Source organism: Flavobacterium aquiphilum, assembly GCF_027111335.1.
GTDB lineage: Bacteria > Bacteroidota > Bacteroidia > Flavobacteriales > Flavobacteriaceae > Flavobacterium > Flavobacterium aquiphilum.
This window is the reverse complement of the sequence record NZ_CP114288.1, coordinates 3,383,540-3,401,860: the sequence shown is the minus strand read 5'-3', so window position 1 is coordinate 3,401,860 and position 18,321 is coordinate 3,383,540. Positions and strand designations below refer to the sequence as shown.

The 18,321-nt window shown below is 32.4% G+C and carries 17 protein-coding genes; 15 read left to right on the top strand and 2 right to left on the bottom strand.

Features of this window, described 5'->3' with window-relative positions:
• Positions 1–5 precede the first annotated feature (5 nt).
• From OZP12_RS13860 to OZP12_RS13800, 13 genes are all read left to right on the top strand, one after another.
• Positions 6–443: a PaaI family thioesterase gene (locus OZP12_RS13860; RefSeq protein WP_281225619.1), complete on the top strand. Its 438-nt coding sequence runs from the start codon at positions 6–8 to the stop codon at positions 441–443.
• A 330-nt stretch (positions 444–773) separates the two neighbouring features.
• Positions 774–1,679 carry a phospholipase A gene (locus tag OZP12_RS13855; protein WP_281225618.1) on the top strand — a complete coding sequence of 302 codons (906 nt, stop codon included), beginning with the start codon at positions 774–776 and terminating at the stop codon, positions 1,677–1,679.
• Between the two features lie 673 nt (positions 1,680–2,352).
• The gene (locus tag OZP12_RS13850; protein ID WP_281225617.1) at positions 2,353–2,931 is read left to right on the top strand and encodes an inclusion body family protein; all 579 of its coding nucleotides are present in this window, start codon (positions 2,353–2,355) and stop codon (positions 2,929–2,931) included.
• Positions 2,932–3,192: 261 nt separating this feature from the next.
• On the top strand, positions 3,193–3,489 hold the full coding sequence (locus OZP12_RS13845; protein WP_281225616.1) for a phospholipase A: 297 nt from the start codon (positions 3,193–3,195) through the stop codon (positions 3,487–3,489).
• Between the two features lie 372 nt (positions 3,490–3,861).
• Positions 3,862–4,221: an ArsR/SmtB family transcription factor gene (locus OZP12_RS13840; RefSeq protein ID WP_281225615.1), complete on the top strand. Its 360-nt coding sequence runs from the start codon at positions 3,862–3,864 to the stop codon at positions 4,219–4,221.
• 39 nt (positions 4,222–4,260) lie between these two features.
• The gene (locus OZP12_RS13835; RefSeq protein WP_281225614.1) at positions 4,261–4,497 is read left to right on the top strand and encodes a thioredoxin family protein; all 237 of its coding nucleotides are present in this window, start codon (positions 4,261–4,263) and stop codon (positions 4,495–4,497) included.
• Positions 4,498–4,502: 5 nt separating this feature from the next.
• On the top strand, positions 4,503–4,922 hold the full coding sequence (locus OZP12_RS13830) for a rhodanese-like domain-containing protein (protein ID WP_281225613.1): 420 nt from the start codon (positions 4,503–4,505) through the stop codon (positions 4,920–4,922).
• A 49-nt stretch (positions 4,923–4,971) separates the two neighbouring features.
• Positions 4,972–5,946 carry a permease gene (locus OZP12_RS13825; RefSeq protein ID WP_281225612.1) on the top strand — a complete coding sequence of 325 codons (975 nt, stop codon included), beginning with the start codon at positions 4,972–4,974 and terminating at the stop codon, positions 5,944–5,946.
• Between the two features lie 46 nt (positions 5,947–5,992).
• A complete protein-coding gene (locus OZP12_RS13820; protein WP_281225611.1) occupies positions 5,993–6,388 on the top strand; it encodes a nitrophenyl compound nitroreductase subunit ArsF family protein in 396 nt (131 codons plus the stop codon).
• A gap of 2 nt (positions 6,389–6,390) precedes the next feature.
• Entirely contained in the window at positions 6,391–7,107 is a 717-nt protein-coding gene (locus OZP12_RS13815) for an aromatic aminobenezylarsenical efflux permease ArsG family transporter (protein ID WP_281225610.1), read from the top strand.
• Between the two features lie 150 nt (positions 7,108–7,257).
• Positions 7,258–9,330, top strand: a complete 2,073-nt coding sequence (locus OZP12_RS13810) for a hypothetical protein (protein WP_281225609.1) — start codon at positions 7,258–7,260, stop codon at positions 9,328–9,330.
• Positions 9,331–9,965: 635 nt separating this feature from the next.
• A complete protein-coding gene (locus OZP12_RS13805; RefSeq protein WP_281225608.1) occupies positions 9,966–11,483 on the top strand; it encodes a bifunctional GNAT family N-acetyltransferase/carbon-nitrogen hydrolase family protein in 1,518 nt (505 codons plus the stop codon).
• Positions 11,484–11,545: 62 nt separating this feature from the next.
• Positions 11,546–11,980, top strand: a complete 435-nt coding sequence (locus OZP12_RS13800) for a hypothetical protein (protein WP_281225607.1) — start codon at positions 11,546–11,548, stop codon at positions 11,978–11,980.
• A gap of 361 nt (positions 11,981–12,341) precedes the next feature.
• Here OZP12_RS13800 and OZP12_RS13795 read toward each other — a convergent pair whose 3' ends face one another.
• Both OZP12_RS13795 and OZP12_RS13790 read right to left on the bottom strand, forming a co-directional pair.
• A complete protein-coding gene (locus tag OZP12_RS13795) occupies positions 12,342–13,091 on the bottom strand; it encodes a 4-hydroxy-tetrahydrodipicolinate reductase (protein ID WP_281225606.1) in 750 nt (249 codons plus the stop codon).
• 263 nt (positions 13,092–13,354) lie between these two features.
• Complete coding sequence (locus tag OZP12_RS13790; RefSeq protein WP_281225605.1) at positions 13,355–13,792, bottom strand: hypothetical protein; 438 nt, start codon at positions 13,790–13,792, stop codon at positions 13,355–13,357.
• Positions 13,793–14,134: 342 nt separating this feature from the next.
• On the opposite strand from OZP12_RS13790, the gene OZP12_RS13785 reads away from it, so the two are divergent.
• Both OZP12_RS13785 and OZP12_RS13780 read left to right on the top strand, forming a co-directional pair.
• Positions 14,135–14,821, top strand: a complete 687-nt coding sequence (locus OZP12_RS13785) for a Crp/Fnr family transcriptional regulator (RefSeq protein WP_281225604.1) — start codon at positions 14,135–14,137, stop codon at positions 14,819–14,821.
• An 874-nt stretch (positions 14,822–15,695) separates the two neighbouring features.
• Positions 15,696–18,287 carry a ligand-binding sensor domain-containing protein gene (locus tag OZP12_RS13780; protein ID WP_281225603.1) on the top strand — a complete coding sequence of 864 codons (2,592 nt, stop codon included), beginning with the start codon at positions 15,696–15,698 and terminating at the stop codon, positions 18,285–18,287.
• Positions 18,288–18,321 lie beyond the last annotated feature (34 nt).

The window sequence follows — 18,321 nt, the reverse complement described above, 5'->3', positions numbered from 1 at the left end:
ATAAAATGAAAAACAAAAGACTTCAGTTACTTCAGAGTTTTATTGGCAAACCATTTTCGGGAAGTCCGTCTCCATTTGCCAAATGGCTGAATGGGACGGTGATTTCTGTTGATGAAAAATCGGTTGAATTTCAATTTGAGGTAAGAAAAGAGATGACCAATCCGGCAGGAACCCTTCACGGCGGTGTCATTTGCGGTATGTTTGATGATTGCATCGGTGTTAATTTTATGATTTTAGGTACAGAATATTTCTTCCCAACGATTAATCTAAATGTAGAATTTTTTAGTGCGGCAAAAGAAGGCGATGCTGTAATAGTTAAAACAAATATCATAAAAAGAGGAAAATCTGTAATCAATATAAAAGCTGATATGTTTAATTCTGAGAGAATTATTGCTTCAGCCACATCAAATCTTGTGATAAGCGAAATGACGATAAACATGTAGGTACATTTTTTATTCAATTTATTGGTTACAATTGATTTTGGAAATTATTTTTTTTGGAATAATTTATATGATAAAGGCAAATTGTATTGATTCCTAAATGATGGTAAAAGGACATAAAAATAGCCCATTTCCGAAGAAATGGCTATAATTTTGTTTGGATAAAAATTGTAAATTTACACACCAAGTTAAGGTTTCGATTACAGATGAATTTTAGTCTTTGCTTAAAGCTTGGGGTATTTAAGACATGAATTTTAAGTTTGCGAAGCATGTCAAATGTGATATTATTAGGAAAGAGATAGGCTTACTTTTATAGTATTTTAGAAAAAAATCATGGAAAATTATTTAAAAAAAACATTGCAAATCTTAGTACTTTCTTTATTTGCGAGTACTTCTTTACTAGGACAATCGTCTATTTTTAAAAAAAGAGAATCGTATCAGACTCTTAATCAAATATGGGAGTTAGAACCTGAAACAAAAAAGGAACCTTTTTTGATTACTACCTATAAGCCGGTTTATGTTTTGCCTTTTCGATTTTCGAGCCATAGACGTGCTGTTGACTTTGTAGTGCCAGCTGATGAAGTTTCAACTGAGAAATCAATTCAATTGGACAATGTCGAAGCTACAATTCAATTAAGTTTCAAGGCCAAAATAGCACAAAATATTTTTGGAAAAGGTGATTTATGGATAGCTTATACCCAAAAATCGTATTGGCAAGTATATAATGCCGAATTTTCAAGACCTTTTAGAGAGACCAATTATGAGCCGGAACTTATCTTTAACTATCCCATAAAATCTGATTTTTTGGGTTTGAAAACCAAAATGCTAGGGTTTGCTTTTAACCACCAATCTAATGGAAGAGAAGGCAATCAATTTTCTCGCAGTTGGAATCGTTTCATTATGCACGCTGGCTTTGAAGACAAAGATTGGAGTTTAATAGTTAGAACTTGGGTTGCTTTTCAAACCAATGAAAATCCCGATATCGAAAACTATATGGGCAGAGCCGATGCTACCTTTAATTACAGATTGAACAAACATTTATTGACCCTAAAAGCACAGCATTCATTACGAACCGGTGATGAAAACCACGGTAGTGTTGAATTCGACTGGGCTTTTCCAATTTATGGAAATTTAACAGGCTATGGCCAATTTTTTCACGGATATGGAGATGCAATGATTGATTACAATCAAATTCATACCATTGGGGGAATCGGAATAGTATTTGCGGGAACTTTATAAAAATTCACCTCTTCTTTTTCTCTTACTTTTTTCCATTTAAATTGCTTAGGCAAATAATCATAAGTCATTTCCGGTTGCAATAAAAAATCGATTAGTTTGCAAATTGCCAAAACATCCAATGTTTTTTTGGAACTGTTTTCAAAGGCGAATGAATTTGGACTTTCGGAGAGTTGTTGTTTGTTTTCAACAGTGATATAAGGTCCAGAATCCCTTTTGCGTTATGGTAGTCATTGCTATAATGTGATTTTTACCAAACCACAAAATAAACGGGATTACTTAATATTCCTCCCCATTCTAATGTAACATAACTAAAAAGAATTGATGAAAGGTATTTAACATTCATCAAATAAACTTTTAGTGGTTTATAGCTATTTAGGCGAACCTCTTGGTGCAAAATTCTAACCTTTTATTAGAAGAATTGAAACTTTTATGTGATTGTTTTGAAGGTTAAAGGTAATATAAGTTTAACTTAGAATCAAACAGAATCTATTTTTCATTTATACAAATTGGTAGTGGAATTGCATAATGTGCGTATATATACTTGTTTTGTAATCAGGTATTTATGCTCTTTTTAAGTTTGTTGAACTACTTTAATTTTAGGCTTCTAATATAACATCAGCGGAAGCCGAAAAACTGAAAAAATGAGTAGGCAAAAATTAAAAATTTAATTCAAATGGATTCAAAATTAAAAAACGCAGAAGTTCTAGAAGCAGTATTAAACAATGTTGCGCAAATTACTAACATTCAAATAATCATCGATACGGATAAGATCCAGAATGATTATCCAAACGGAGGAAGCAAAGATCCTGCAAAGCCAACAGGAATAGGACATCAATACCAATATATGGTAAGTTCTAATTTGACAGGAAGTACTGGAAGCGGTACCGCTGACTTGACTATTAATGCACTCGTTGGTGATGTCGTTCGGTTTAATGCTGTATCCGAGTATGACAATTTCAACAGTGCAGTTATAATGTATAATGTGCAGAAATTTGGTGGTTCAAATGTATTCGGTGATTTTACATCCAAAGTATTTACTGCGCCAGGAGTTCAGCCATCAGTAGGCGCGTCTCCTCTTCCAATTCAGCCTGTTAATACAATGACATATTGGTTTTATCAAGCTGACGTGATTACCAGCGGAACGGAGCAATATAATATTAGTTTTGCTCTTTATACTTTAGACAGAACTTCTGCTGCAATGAAATTGTTTGGCTATTTTGTATGGGATCCAACAATTATAGTTAAAGGGTAATTTTAAAAAAAAATCTATAAAATAAAAGAATGGCTATCTAGAACATCTGTTTATGATAGCCATTTTGTTTTTCAAAATGTAGAAGCTACCATGCTGTTCAGTTTCAAAGCCAAATTAGCTCAAAGAATTTTTGGTAAATGTGTTTTATTGCAGGTTTATAATTCAGAATATTCAAGGCCTTTTAGGAAACCAACTTTGAACCGTAAATTATTTTTAACTATCCTGTTAAGTTTGATTTTTTGAAGATAAAAATGTTTGGATTTGCATTTAATCACCCGTCAAATGGGAGGGAAGGACATAAATTTTTCCCGAAGTTGGTACCGATTTATTTTGCATACAGGTTTTGAAAATAATCAATGGAGTTTGGTTGTCAGAACATGGTTTGCAACTGAAATTAACAAAAACCCGGATATAGAAGATTATATGGGTAGAGGAAGCGTTCTCTTTAATTATAGAATAAATAAACATTTGTTGACATTAAAGGCACAACATTCGTTACGATTTGGTGAAGATAACCATAGCAGTATTGAGTTGGACTTGACTTTCCCCCATATATAAAAGTCTAAAAGGATATGGCCAATTTTTCACGGATATGGAGATGCAATGATTGATTGTAGTTAAATTCGTACTATTGGAGAAATTGTTTTTTTGCAGGAACTTTATAAAAATATACCTCTGAATAATTTATTGAAGAGTGTATGAAAACCGCCAAATAAAAATAAGAGGCAAAACTATTTTGATAACAGAAGCGTAATTGTCTCTGCCGAGTTTACTCTCGAGGATTTGAAAAAAGCTTTACACCTCTAAAAACATGAAAGGGACTAATTTTTATTCATTAAAAATTAGTCCCTTTTGCTAAAATATACTGGTGCAAAACGGTATTAATTATTATGTTATTCGTATTTTTACGAACATAATAATTTTATGAAAATGCCGGCTGTAAAAACAAATCATTACACAGAAGAACAAGAACAAGCTGCCCGTTTTGCTAAAGCTTTGGCACATCCGGTGAGGATAGCCATTTTACAACTACTCAATAATCAGACTTGTTGTTACCATGGTAATATGGCTGAGGAATTACCTATTGCGAAATCAACCCTTTCCCAGCATTTGAATGAATTGAAAGATGCAGAATTGATCCAAGGAAATATTACGTCGCCAACAGTAAGATATTGCATCAATAGGGACAAATGGAATTTGGCTATCCGTTTACTAAGCGGAATTCTACCACCGAATCTAGAACCAAATGTTGCCATAGTTGTGAATCCGGAACAATTAATAAATAAATAGTACCCTAAGACTTCTGTTTTTAAAATTTAAGTAAAAAAAATGAAAACAATTAAAATTCTTGGCCCAGGCTGCCCAAAATGCAAAACCACTTTTCAGAATGCAGAGAAAGCCGTCGCTCAATTAGGAATTGAAGCCAAAATAATCAAGATTGAAGATATCGAAGAAATGATGCGATATAACGTACTGACCACTCCTGTTTTGATGATTGATGATTTAGTAAAAATAAAAGGAAGAATTGCCCAGATAGACGAAATTAAAGATTTTTTAAAACAATAAATACAATGGAAAAACAAGTAGAAGTATTCGAAATCTGTCCAACCAAAACGCAAGCACTCATTAAAAATGGAGCATTATTAGTAGATGTTCGTGAAAAAGAGGAAGTGGCACAGTTAGCCTATGATGTACCAAATATCATCAATATTCCTTTAAGTATTTTTGAAGAACATTATACCGAGATTCCAAAAGACAGAGAGGTTGTTATGGTTTGCAAAACAGGCGGAAGAAGCCTGAGAGCTGCCGGATTTTTGGTCTATCACGGATACGAAAACGTAATTAATATGAAACACGGAATAGTTCGTTGGGTTCAGAAAGGATTCCCTACTATTGGCGATACTGCCGCGGTTTTAGAAAATGCTGCAGAACATACTTGCTGTGATTCACATTCTCATGAATCCGAAAGAAAAAATAAATGCTGCCACTAATGATGCTATAAATCTGCTGTTTAAACAGCATAATTAATATAAAACGATAATGTTTGACTGGCTGCAAAATTTTGCCGATTGGCTGATTTATTCAGTCTTTGCAATTGAACAACATTCCAAACTTGGAGATGCTTTAAATTTTTTCGTATTTGATACGTTAAAAATTGCTTTATTGCTTTTTTTAATCACAACGGTAATGGGGATTGTCAACTCCTATTTTCCTGTGGAAAAAGTGCGCAATTTTTTGAGTCGCAATAAACTCTATGGATTAGAATACCTTTTTGCGTCCTCTTTTGGGGTTATCACACCATTTTGTTCGTGTTCATCAGTTCCTTTGTTTATTGGTTTTGTCAAAGGAGGAATTCCGCTTGGAATCACATTTACCTATCTTATAACTGCACCATTGGTAAACGAAGTAGCGATTGCACTATTTTTAGGAACTTTTGGATTTAAAATAACGGCTATATATGTTGGAACCGGAATACTTTTAGGTATTATTGGCGGTTATACTTTAGGCAAATTAAAGTTGGAAAAACATCTTTCTCCATGGGTACAAAGCATTATTAACAATTCCCACACAGAAGAAGAACTGATAGAAGAAAAGCTAAGCTTGTCAGAGCGATTTCCCAATATTTTAAAAGAGGCCTGCACTATTGTCAAAGGGGTTTCTCCATATATTATCATTGGTATTGCCATTGGAGGATTAATGCATGGTTTTGTTCCGACAGGATTTTTTGAAAATTATATTAATACGGGACAATGGTACGCAGTGCCATTGGCAGTTATCATGGGAGTACCAATGTACAGCAATGCAGCTGGAGTTATTCCGATTATTCAAGTATTAGTAGCCAAAGGTGTTCCGCTGGGAACTGCCATAGCTTTTATGATGGGAGTTATTGGTTTGTCCCTGCCCGAAGCAATGCTTTTGAAAAAAGTAATGAACTGGAAATTGATCGCAATTTACTTTGGGACTATTGCTTTCTTCATGATTGTTTCCGGCTATATTTTTAACATTATTCTATGAAAAAATTAAAATCATAGATACCCCAAAACAATAAAACAATAAAATGATGAGTAAAAAAAAATTTTTAGCATTCGTGTTTACAACACTAATGATGTTATCTGTTTCTTTTATTGGAAACGCTCAAACCAAAAATGTCTCAACTGTCCAAGTAATTCAATTTCACTCGGAACACCGTTGTATGACCTGCAACAAGATTGAAGAATTAACTAAGGTTGCCTTAAAAAAGTATCCGACAATTCCGTTTTCGTTGGTGAATGCCGACGACAAAAAGAATGAAAAATTGTGTACTCAATTTCAGGCTTATGGCAGTTCTTTGTTTTTGTACAATACCAAAACCAAAAAAATACAGAATTTAACTGAAATGGCTTTTATGAATGCGGGAGACCAAGATAAATTCGTTAAGGAATTCAATAAGAAAATGGATGCTTTCCTAAAATCCTAAATATGGAATGGTTAAATGCATTGGCTCAAAACAGTGAGTTTCCATTATTGGCGGCATTGGCTTTGGGGTTACTAACAGCAATTGCCCCTTGTCCTCTGGCAACCAATATTACGGCAACAGCTTTCATCGCCAAAACCATTGACAATAAAAAAAAGGTTTTATGCAGTGGCATGCTTTACACTTTGGGAAGAATGTTTTCATACACTCTTATTGGAGTAAGCATCTACTTGGGCACAGACAAATTCCAAATAGCAAAACTTTTTCAGGCAAATGGAGAAAAATATATAGGATTTGTATTTGTTTTTTTTGGCCTGATAATGCTAGATGTTATCAAATTCAATTTCATAAAAGGAGGAGATTGGATCGAAAAACTTTCAGATAAATTAAAAATAAAAGGTTTACAGGGTGCTTTTTTATTAGGTGCTTTATTTGCTTTGGCATTTTGTCCCTATAGTGGAGCTTTGTTTTTTGGAATATTAATTCCGATGACCATCAAATCCGGTTTGACAATGGCTGTGTTGTTTTCAATTGGTAGCGGAATACCTGTAATTATTTTCGCTTTTGTCATCGCTTTTAGTATGGAAAAACTTGGGATATACTTCAAAGCCGTAACCAAAATTGAAAAGGTAATGCGGATCGCAAATGGAATAATATTCATAGGTACAGGATTTTATTACCTAAACATCTATTTTAAAATAAATAGCATGCTAAGTTTTTAAAAATAGAAATAATTTTGCTAAAAATTAGTTAGAACAAATGAACTGAATAGAAAAGAATAAAAAGGCGATGTGTCAATAACCTTTTTAGTATAAATCTAGTCTAAAAGCATACAGCTTTAGATAATTTTAAAAATTTCAATTACAATATCCATGATAAACAATGTACTTATTGAAGATCAATACAAAAGAACCCGTTTATTTGAAAAAGAAAATATAAATTATTTGGTTCGGGTTTTGAAGAGATTTAATACTGTTCCCAAGATAAACAACATAAATATCATTACTTCAAATAGTGAGCCTGATTTATTTAAAATTGTTCCGAACAAATCCGTAATAATTGGTTCTTCCTTCTTAGACAAACCTGTTTTGGCCTTAATTTATTTGAGGTATGGAATTGAATGGCAACTTTGGTATAAAGCTTTAGGGAAAGATAAATCCAATGCGCTTTTATGCGATTTAGCTGCTTTAAAAGTTACTAAAATATTTTATGGAATATTGCCAAAAGTGGATAAAGAAAAGGTAAAAAAGCTCAATCATTTTTTGATTGACATGATTAAAGATGATGAGCATTTGAATGCGGAATCTCTATTAAAATATGCAGAATTGGAATCTTTACATGGAATTAAAAATTCTAAAAAAGTATTTGAAAAATCATGGGAACCCATTCTTGAAAATTTGGCGAAACCAACAGAATATTTATTAATGTCAGGGGGGGATCTGAGATTGAATATTGACGAAATTGAATTGCTAAATAAATATGGCTGCCGACCCTTTCCAAGACCAGATGCTTTTACTTTCGCCTCATCAACTGCAACAAGTATTTCTAATTTTGCATTTGACAAAACAGACAAAATTAGGCGCATATTAATTCAAAATAGCTTGAAAAAAGGTTTCAAAGATACAACCATTGCATTTTCAGAGTTATTAAAAAGCAATCTAAGGAAAACGCTTAAAATAAAAGAGGAATGTCAAATAATTTTTTCACCATCAGGAACTGATTCGGCCCTTCAAATTGCGGCAATTACTCAAATTATTTCTGATAAGGAAATTACACATATTTTAGTTGCTTCTGACGAAACGGGCAGTGGTGTGCCTGCAGCTTTAAAAGGATGTCATTTTGAGAACACAACAGCTTTAAATTATCCGGTTACAAAAGGGGATAAAATTGATGGTTTTAGAGATGTTGATTTGATTAAAATTCCTTTAAGAGATGAAAACGGTGAGTTAAAATCCACATTACAAATGGATGCGGAGGTTTTTGCTGCCATTTCAAAAACGAATGAACAAGGGAGACATATCGTATTGCATGTAATGGATCAATCAAAATTAGGGTATCAATCACCTAGTGAGGAAATAATACAAAAAATTGATGCACTCAAGAATTTATCGATCCAAATTATTATAGACGGCTCACAACTTAGACTGGACCCAAAAGACATACAAAATTATTTAAATAAAGGATATATTATTACAATTACCGGGAGCAAATATTTTACCGGCCCTCCGTATTCAGGTGCCTTGATCTTGCCTAAAAATATTAGCAGACGTATTAATTCAATAAAGGTTGCGATACCGGCAGGTTTAACCAATTATTATAATCATTCTGATTGGCCAGCATCTTGGTTTTGTTCCAAAGATTTATCAGATGGGTTTAATTATGGTTCAAATATGCGCTGGAATGCTGCGATAGTTGAAATGGAGAGGTATTACAAAACACCTATTTTGTACAGAAATATGGGAATTGAGATGTTTTGTAATTTTGTAGAAGATTCTATTAAAGATGCCGTTTTTTTGGAACCACTTTTTGGAGATAAAACAAAAACTAATTCATATAACAGCAACGAATTTGGATTAAGAAACATTTGTACCATTTTCCCTTTTTTCATTCTTAAAAATGAGAAAGTATTATCTGTTGATCAGGTAAAGAACCTTTACATATTGCTTAATTCTGACCTCTCTGATAAATTTGAGGGTTCATCTGTAGAAATCATTAGGCTTGCAGCCCAAAAATGTCACATTGGGCAACCTGTAAATGTAAAATATGGCAATGATTGTCAAAGTGCCGTTTTGAGAATTAGTTTGGGAGCCAGAGTTATATCTGAAAGTTGGGTCAACAGGGATATCAGTCTCTTTTTTAGAAATATTGAAGCACAAATGAATCAGATTACTTTAATTATAAAAAAGCTAGAATTAATCATAAACAATCCTGAACTGTTGAATTAAACATAATTGACCATGAATTGTAGGTAATTTTATATTGCCCCATATTGGATCGGATTCAAAAGTTAGGAATTAGACAAAAAGATTTGCTAATCGAAATAAGAAGAAATTAATTTTCTGACTCCTCTGAAGTAGGATCAGAAAGCTTTTATATTTGCGTTAAATGAGGAGACATTTGTACTTCTGTCTTCAAAATTGTTCAAGATTATCTAATAATTGGAGATTATTGTGTTGATGGATTACACTCTCTTACAGAATATATGAATGAAGCACGGTAAGTTTTTTTAAAATCACATAAAAATAAGCTTCAAAACTAAAAAGCCGAAAGATTTCAAAGCTCAGAAAGAATAATTTCTTTTGTTCATAGTGTTTCAATTCATTTCAACTTTTTACACTACACCAAAAAGTAGCTGTTTGGATGAATGAAATTGAGTTAAATTTTAATTATTTAGCTGATTATCTGTTTAATACGTATAAAAAAAGTAAATTTGTATATAATCCGTTTCATTTTTAGTTTAGGATGTATTAGGATTATGACAGTCTACCATTATAAAAGTACATGCCTGAAAATGCAATAGTTATAAATTAACTAAATGTACTAGCCTAGGTCAATATGATGAAATTAATTCTTCACAAACATGGCGGAAATTATCGAAATACGGCCTCTGACAATAAACGACTACAGACAACTCATGGAAGCAATGAAAGCTTCGTATAAAAATTGGTCGGGTAGTCTTTGGTCTCCAAATGCGATTGATTCACTCATAGAAAAGTTTCCCGAAGGACAGTTTGTTATTTGCAGTGATCAGAAAATAGTTGGCTGTGCATTGTCAATTATTGTGAAATATGATGATTTTGGAGATAACCATACTTATGCACAAATTACGGGCAAGTATTCTTTTACGACTCACAACACGGCAGGTGATGTGCTTTATGGCGTTGAGGTGTTTATTCATCCGGAACAAAGAGGTAAACGTTTAGGAAGGAGACTCTACGATGCCCGAAAAGAATTGTGCGAAAAATTGAACCTTAGGGCAATAGTCTTTGGAGGAAGAATTCCGAATTATCATAAATATGCAGATAGCATGCGCCCTAAGGAGTACATTGCTAAAGTAAAAATGAAGGAGATATATGATCCTGTTTTAAGCTTTCAATTAAGCAATGATTTTCATGTAAAAAAAGTTTTGACCAACTATATGCCTGATGATCTTCAGAGCAAGGAGTATGCTACTCTTTTGCAATGGGATAATGTGTATTATGTGAGTGAGAATGATTTTAAAAAAAGGATAACCCGAAACGTCCGATTGGGTTTGGTTCAATGGCAAATGAGGTTTTATGAAACAATTGATGAGATGTTTAGGCATGCTGAATATTTTATTGACTCGATATCGGCATATCACTCAGATTTTGCCTTGTTTCCCGAGTTATTTAGTGGCCCATTGATGGCTTTGATTGAAAGTAAAAATGAAGCAGAGTCAATGCGGAAACTAGCAGATTATACCAACCAGATAAAGGATAAATTTAGTGAATGGGCGGTTAAGCATAATGTTAATATAATCACCGGTAGTATGCCATTGCTCGAGAATGATGCCCTTTTAAATGTAGGTTACCTATGTCATCGCAATGGTCATGTAGAAAAATATGAAAAAATTCATGTTACTCCTGATGAAGAAAAATTTTGGGGGCTAAAAGGCGGGCGAAATATAAGAACCTTTGAAACAGATGCCGGCCTTGTGGGCGTATTGATTTGTTATGATATAGAATTTCCTGAACTCGCCCGAATTTTGGCAGAAGAAAGAGTTCAGATACTTTTCGTCCCATTTCTCACAGATACTCATAATGCCTATATGAGAGTCAGACATTGTGCTGCCGCACGGGCAATAGAAAATGAATGCTTTGTCGCCATTACGGGTAGTGTCGGAAACCTTCCACAAGTCGAAAATATGGATTTACACTACTCTCAGGCAGTCGTATTTACGCCTTGCGATTTCGCTTTTCCTTTTAACGGAATAAAAAGCGAAGCCACAGCCAACACAGAGATGATATTGATTTCCGATGTAGATTTACGTCTCTTGGAAGATTTGCACTTTCACGGCAGCGTTAGAAACCTGTTGGATAAAAGAAATGATATTTATTCATTGCAACTAAAAAAGTAATTAGCGATGCATAAACATTTTTGTACTTACACTTGATTAAACTAATTATCAAAATTATAACGATGAAACATTTAGAAAATCTTAGTCAGTTTGAACTGGAATTGCTCTTAAAGTTTCCGGTGTATATTTCTTTGCTTGCCGCAAATAACAACGAGGGGTTGGATGAAACAAAAAAGGAGGCTGCTATTAAATTCTCTCATGTCAAAACCTTTTCCTGCAATCCCAAGCTTCACGATTTTTATCAATTAGTAGATAAAAATTTCGAAGAATCAATCACCAAACTTGACAACGAACTCCCCAAAGGGAGAAAAGAACGCGAGCTTGCTATCAGGGAACAATTGGCAAAGCTTGAGCTTATATTACAAAAAATGGACAAAGAATACGCAGCAAAGATGCACCGCAGCATGACATCTTTTAAAAACCATGTTTCAAAAGCACATCAAAATGTTCTTGAATATTTTGTGTTCCCAATACCCATCAAAGGCTTAACCGATTAGATCATATTTAAACAATGTCTTTCAGATCATGCTCATTTTATTTTAGTCTCTTTTACAATTACCTAGAGGTTTTACAACCACTAGGTAAAACTGTGGATGGTTTACATTGGTATGCAAACATTACATAAACAAGTTACCTGTGCTATGTAAATTGTAATAAGAAAGTAGATCGATTTAACAAAAAATTGGAGATACTTATTATTGGAATTTGATTATTAACCATTATTAAGAACAAACCACAGGGGTTAATTATAATTTTAGTTTAAATATCGGTATTTATCTGGTAAAAGTAGATTTGAAAAGTATCGATTTATAATTATTTGATTTCTAATTATCTGTTCTATATGAGGTAGTATTGCTACTAAATTTTAAAATACGGTGCTAATAAATCCTCAAAACGATACAATCCGGTCCTCTTGTTTTTTAAGTTTTCAGCAACGAAAATTACTCCGGTACCAAACGCTTCTCTTGAAATAGACTCGTGAATAAGCCTGACTGTTTGATACGGAAACCCAAATATTACTTCGTGTTTTCCAACAATACCACCGGCTCTTACCGTGTTAATGTTTTCTTTTTCAATATCTAATGCTTCAGCAATTTTTATTGCGGTACCAGAAGTCCCTTCTTTCGTTTTAAAGTGTTCTTCGTTGATTTCAATATCTACCAAAGGGGCTATTTTTTTTAAAAATTTTGCAGCAAACAATAAAAAATTTACGCCTAAAGTAATGTTAGGAGACCAAAAAACAGTGGTTTGACTGGATAAATTTTTCAATAGATTTATTTCCTCTTCCTTATAATGCGATATAGCAGTAATAATTTTTATTTTTCGTTCAGAGGCTATTATTCCATAGGTGTAAATTCCTTGATTGGAAGAAAAATCAATAATAATATCCACTGGATGTTTATCCAGAAGTTCTTTTATGGTTGTTTTTGAACTGGAATATATTAATCCAGGCTCATCTGAGTGAATACCAAAAAATTCAGGAACCGATCTATGTTCTAAAATGGTGCTTTGTCGTAACACCCATTCCAAACAAAACTCTTTATTTTCAAGCAATACCGAAGCAACTGATTTGCCCGTTTTTCCAAATCCAATTAATCCTACTTTCATAATTGCTATTATTAATTCAATAAATTATTTTAAAAAAAATGATTCTCAGATGAATAATTAATTTAATGCTACATAAGAAAAGGGGGATTAAAAGAGAGGAAGGATCATACGATATTTGCTTAGCAAATAAACAAACAGCTCTTGGATTTATGTAATATTGAATAATCCAAATTGATTAAATTAAATTTGATTGATACAAGGTTTTTACTTCAGCCTTGTATCAATCTTTAATATTTAGTGTTTTATGTATGAATAATCTAATTTTAATCTCTGATCATTTTTAATTCTTTAAGAATTGATTCTAAGTATAATATAGAATCAATCAGATCTGCTTTATCAGCAAACGGAGCTGCCGTTTTTTCAAATTTTTCAGTTCCATCTAAAAAAGTCTTGATGTTTTCTTGTTGTGTTTCTAATGCTTTTATGTTATTTGAGCTGCTAGGAATTCCAAGATCACTTATAGAAACACCTCGTTTATTTGTTAAAGCAATGAAGGGGATTTTATTAACAACCACATTAATTCTTTCTATATATAAATCAACTAATTCCCCTTTCTTCATTTGTTCAAGTTCGTTTTTCTGATAATACTTCTTAATTACTGCGGTAGGACTAATAATACTGGTTGTCATTGACAATGATTGTGCATTGGAATTGCTTACTGCTATTATGGATATAAAAGATAAAATAAATATTTTTCTCATGATTGTTTTAAAAAAATTAATGTGTTATAAAATGTTAGTTGAAATTATTGGCGGGGCCATTTTTTAATATAGATTGAAATGCATTAGAATATTCTATTTTGGTGTTGAAAATCAAATGCTTTTAAATATTAATTGCATTGTTGTTAAGATGCTGTAGCGTTATGGGAACGTTTAAAATGTTATAGCGTATTTCTTAAATTTATTAATGTTGGATTCTTTTTTAATTTAAAGGTCATTTTCTTTTTTTAGGTTTGTAATTGTTTTTAATTTGGATATTGCAAACTAAACCAATATTTGCATGATTAAAGTTGACCGTCGTCAATCTATATTAATAATTTATTTATGGGCTTTGAAATTTTAAAATATTCTTTTAAAAGTAACCAACTTTTAGGTGAAATTGAACCTGAATGTATGTCGGAATTAGAGGAAATAAAGAGCGTTCAATTGTTTACTAAGAATGATGTTTTGTATGAGCAAGGTTCAGTGGCAAAGGCTTTATACCGAATAAGAAAAGGGAAGGTTAAAATAGAACAGCTTAACCAAGACGGCAAAACAAGAATAGTTTATGTATATATCCAGGATGATTTTTTTGGTTTTCGACCTTTGTTAAGCAATGAAAAACATCCCGTGTCCGCAATTTTTTTAGAAGATAGTGAAATTGAGATTTATGCGGGAAACGAATTCATTAAGATTGCTAAAGAATCCCCTAATTTATCATTTAACCTAGTTGAAATTTTAAGTTTTGAATTTAATGTTTGGATCAATTTGATTTCTTCACTTTCACATAAATCAGCAAAGGAGAAAATTGCTTTAATTTTGTTGATATTAAACGAAAAGTATAGAAATGATGATGGAATATCGGAAATCATTATGACTAAATCTGATATCGCCAAATATAGCGAAACATCAAAAGAAACAGTAGTCAGAGTTATTGGTTACTTGGAGGAACAAGGAATCTTAATAAATAAGGGCAGAAGTTTTGAAATTACAAACCAAAAAATACTTGAAATTATCGCTGAGGGATTCTAAAAAATGAACTTTTAAAACAATATTTTCCAATATCAGTTCTTTCCATTCGGTTTCTGATTTAATAAAAACTACAGCAATACTTTTTCTTTCTTATTCTTTTCCTGAATGCTGACTTGCATACTAATCGACTTTAATTCGGTCACAACGGCATCGAAAAAAGTTTTAAGGGAAAAATTGGATGTGATTCCAGTAATGAAAAATTGAGATCTTCAGAAAAAACTGCTAATGTAATTTCCTGTATAACCCCTTTTAGGCATAGAGAAAACGGTTTGCAAAAATTAGAGGTAGATATTAATATTTAGTTGAAAAATTAGCAAGTTAAGATGGAGAGGTGTAAATTCCAGTGCCTTTGATCACCTAATTAGGCTTTAAGTTGTCTATGTAAATTGAAATGTAATATAATGCTAGTCAGTTGATTTTGATTAAGTGCCGGTTATCAATTAGCTCTGCTCTATTGAAATTGGAATTAGATGGTCAGTCATGCCGTTTTTTTTTCTTAATTGTTACTCTACTTTTTATAAGCATTTCCAGTAATATACTGATGTTTAAATTGTATTCTTAAATTGGAATATTCGATTTTTAGGATGCTTGTTTGCAAATAAAAAATAGAATTATTTTTATGCGGTTATGAATTTGTGTTTTATTCTGTTATTTTTGGAAATTTTAGGAAGTAAATAGTAGTTTATAGCAACATTCTTGATGATTCTATTTCGCTCAGCAATAATAGTATAATTGTCATTACTGAAGATAATTTGAAGTGATTGCGGGTGGTACCAGTTGTAGATTAAATTCCGATAAAGAATTAAAACAATAAGCCAAATTAAAATGTAATTACCTCTTTTGCTAATAACGTTCCAAATAGTTTCTTTATAAAATGAAGCAAAAAATTAGAATCATTATACTTTTTCTTTTATTTACATTTATTGTTAGTGCCCAGTCTAAGGATTTTGTTTTTTCTCCAATTAATGTTTTACAGGGATTGAGTGATAATCAGGTAAGGTATATATTACAGCTGCCAGATGGGAGAATGATTTTTAAAACAAGTGGGAATATTAATATCTATGATGGTGGACAATTTAAATACATTCATCGGGCAACTGGTGATGTCTATCCATTAACTTGTTATGATGGTTTCTATCGAATTTATCAAAGTAAAGATTCGCTTCTTTGGATAAAAGATACTCATAAATTGATGTGTGTCGATCTTCGTTCCGAAAAATATCTGTCTGGTTTGAATTCCTATTTTAACAAAAAGGGATTTAGAAAACCTATTGAAGATTTTTTTATGGATTCTAATAAGCAGCTATGGATCCAAGTTTCCGGGAAGTTGTATAACGATGATTCTACTACTATCTTAGACTTATCTGCTAATCAGGGGCGTTTACAAGATTTAGAATCTGTCAAGAATAATTTGTATTTATTTTATAGTACAGGCGAAGTTGTCTGTTATGATTTAAAAACAAAACACAAACTTTACAGTATCGCTGCTTATCAGCCAAAACAACAAGAGCTTTTTAAAAACACTTCACTGGTAGTTAAGGGAAACATTGGCTTTTATCAATTGCGAAATGGAAGTAAAGGAGGTTTTTTCTTTTTTGATACCCAAAAACGTACTTGGAAAAAAATACTCGAAACTAATTACACCCTTAACACATTGGTAGTTAATTCAGATGATATTGCATATATCAGTTGTACTTATGGTATTTGGATAATTAATTGTAAGAGCGGTGAAAAACGTTATTTGCCTACATTGAAAAAAGTAGATGGAAGTATTTTGGATACTGAAATAAGTACTCTTTTTTATGATAAACAAGGAGGATTATGGCTAGGGACACTCAATCAAGGACTACTTTATTATCATGCTTCCAGATATAAATTCAATTATATTGGACGTTCCTATTTTTATAAAAACTCTTCAAAAGATGTAATAGTTCAGTCATTTGCAGAGGATGATGCTGGAAATATATACATTAAATGCCAATCAGGGATTTATCGCTATGCTGTCTCTTTGAAAAATGATAAGTTAACTCTTGTTCCTTCTTCGTTAGTGCCAAAAGAGGTTTTTAAAAAACTTAATCATAATAACAAATCGATTAATCTTAGTGTTAACCAAACTGCCTCACTTACTGATGTGCGTGGTTGGCAATGGACTGGAACTCAAGACGGATTAAAACTTTTTGAACCTAAAAAACAAAAAGAAAGATTTTTTTATACCAAAGACGGTTTGTCAAATAATTTTGTACATGCTATTTTAGAAGATAGGAAACATAACATTTGGATAACAGGTAGTTATGGGATAACAAAACTGCAAGTAGATTCTGTAAGTGAAAAAATTCATTTTACTAATTTTACTTCAGAAGAAGGAACATTGGAAGGAGAATATTCAGATGGGGCAGCATTTGAAGCAGCAGACGGAACGCTGTATTTTGGAGGTATAAATGGATTTAATGTATTGAAATCAAATAATGTGGTTTCAGAAAAATTACCATTTAAAGCTGTTTTTACTAATTTGTTTTTACGAGGAGTAAAGGTTGAATCAGGAAAAAAATATGATGATCGTCTTATTTTGCCTCAATCCGCTGCCTATACTAAGGCAATAGAATTGTCTTATGATCAGAACTTCCTAACCTTTGAATTTTCTGCGCTCAATTACCAAAACCCTTCTCAAACGTATTATCGTTATCAGTTAGAAGGTATTGATAATGAATGGAGAGAAGCTACTATTAGTGGACGAAACGAAAACTTTAATTCTGACGGCATTCTTAAAATTCCCTATACTAATCTTCCTCATGGAAAATGCAAACTAAAGGTTATGACCTCGAATAATAATCGACATTGGAATGGATTAGTTACCGAACTACAAATCACAATCAACGCACCATGGTGGAAAACTTCGATTGCTTATATAGTGTTTATAGTTCTTTTTATAGCTCTAATTGGTTCAAGTTTCTATGCTTATGTTTCTTATACCCGAAAGAAACTGGAACAAAATCATAGAGAAGAGGTTTTATTAATTAGGATAAAAAACTTATTAGAACAATGCGATTTTCTTCAATCAGAAAAGGAAACTTATTTAACTCAAACAAATTTAAATTCCATACAATCTGTTGAAGGGAATAACGGGAATAATGCTGATAGTGCTTTTTTAGCAAGAGCTTTGGAACAAGTAGAAAAAAACTTGCACATTTCAGACTATTCCGTAGAGCAACTCAGTCGAGATCTTTGCATGGATCGTACAGGTTTGTATCGTAAATTAATTGGGTTATTGGATAAATCGCCTTCCTTGTTTATTCGAAATATTCGCTTGCAAAGAGCTGCTGCATTGATTCTTGAAGGAGAACTCAATATTTCAGAGATTACTGAAAAAGTGGGTTTCAGTAGTTCTAGTTATTTGAGTAAATGCTTTCAGGAAATGTACGGTTGCCGTCCGTCTGAATATGCCGAAAAGGCTAAGAAATCAACCTAATTGTTGTTTATTTCAACATGATTGTTGTTCTGTT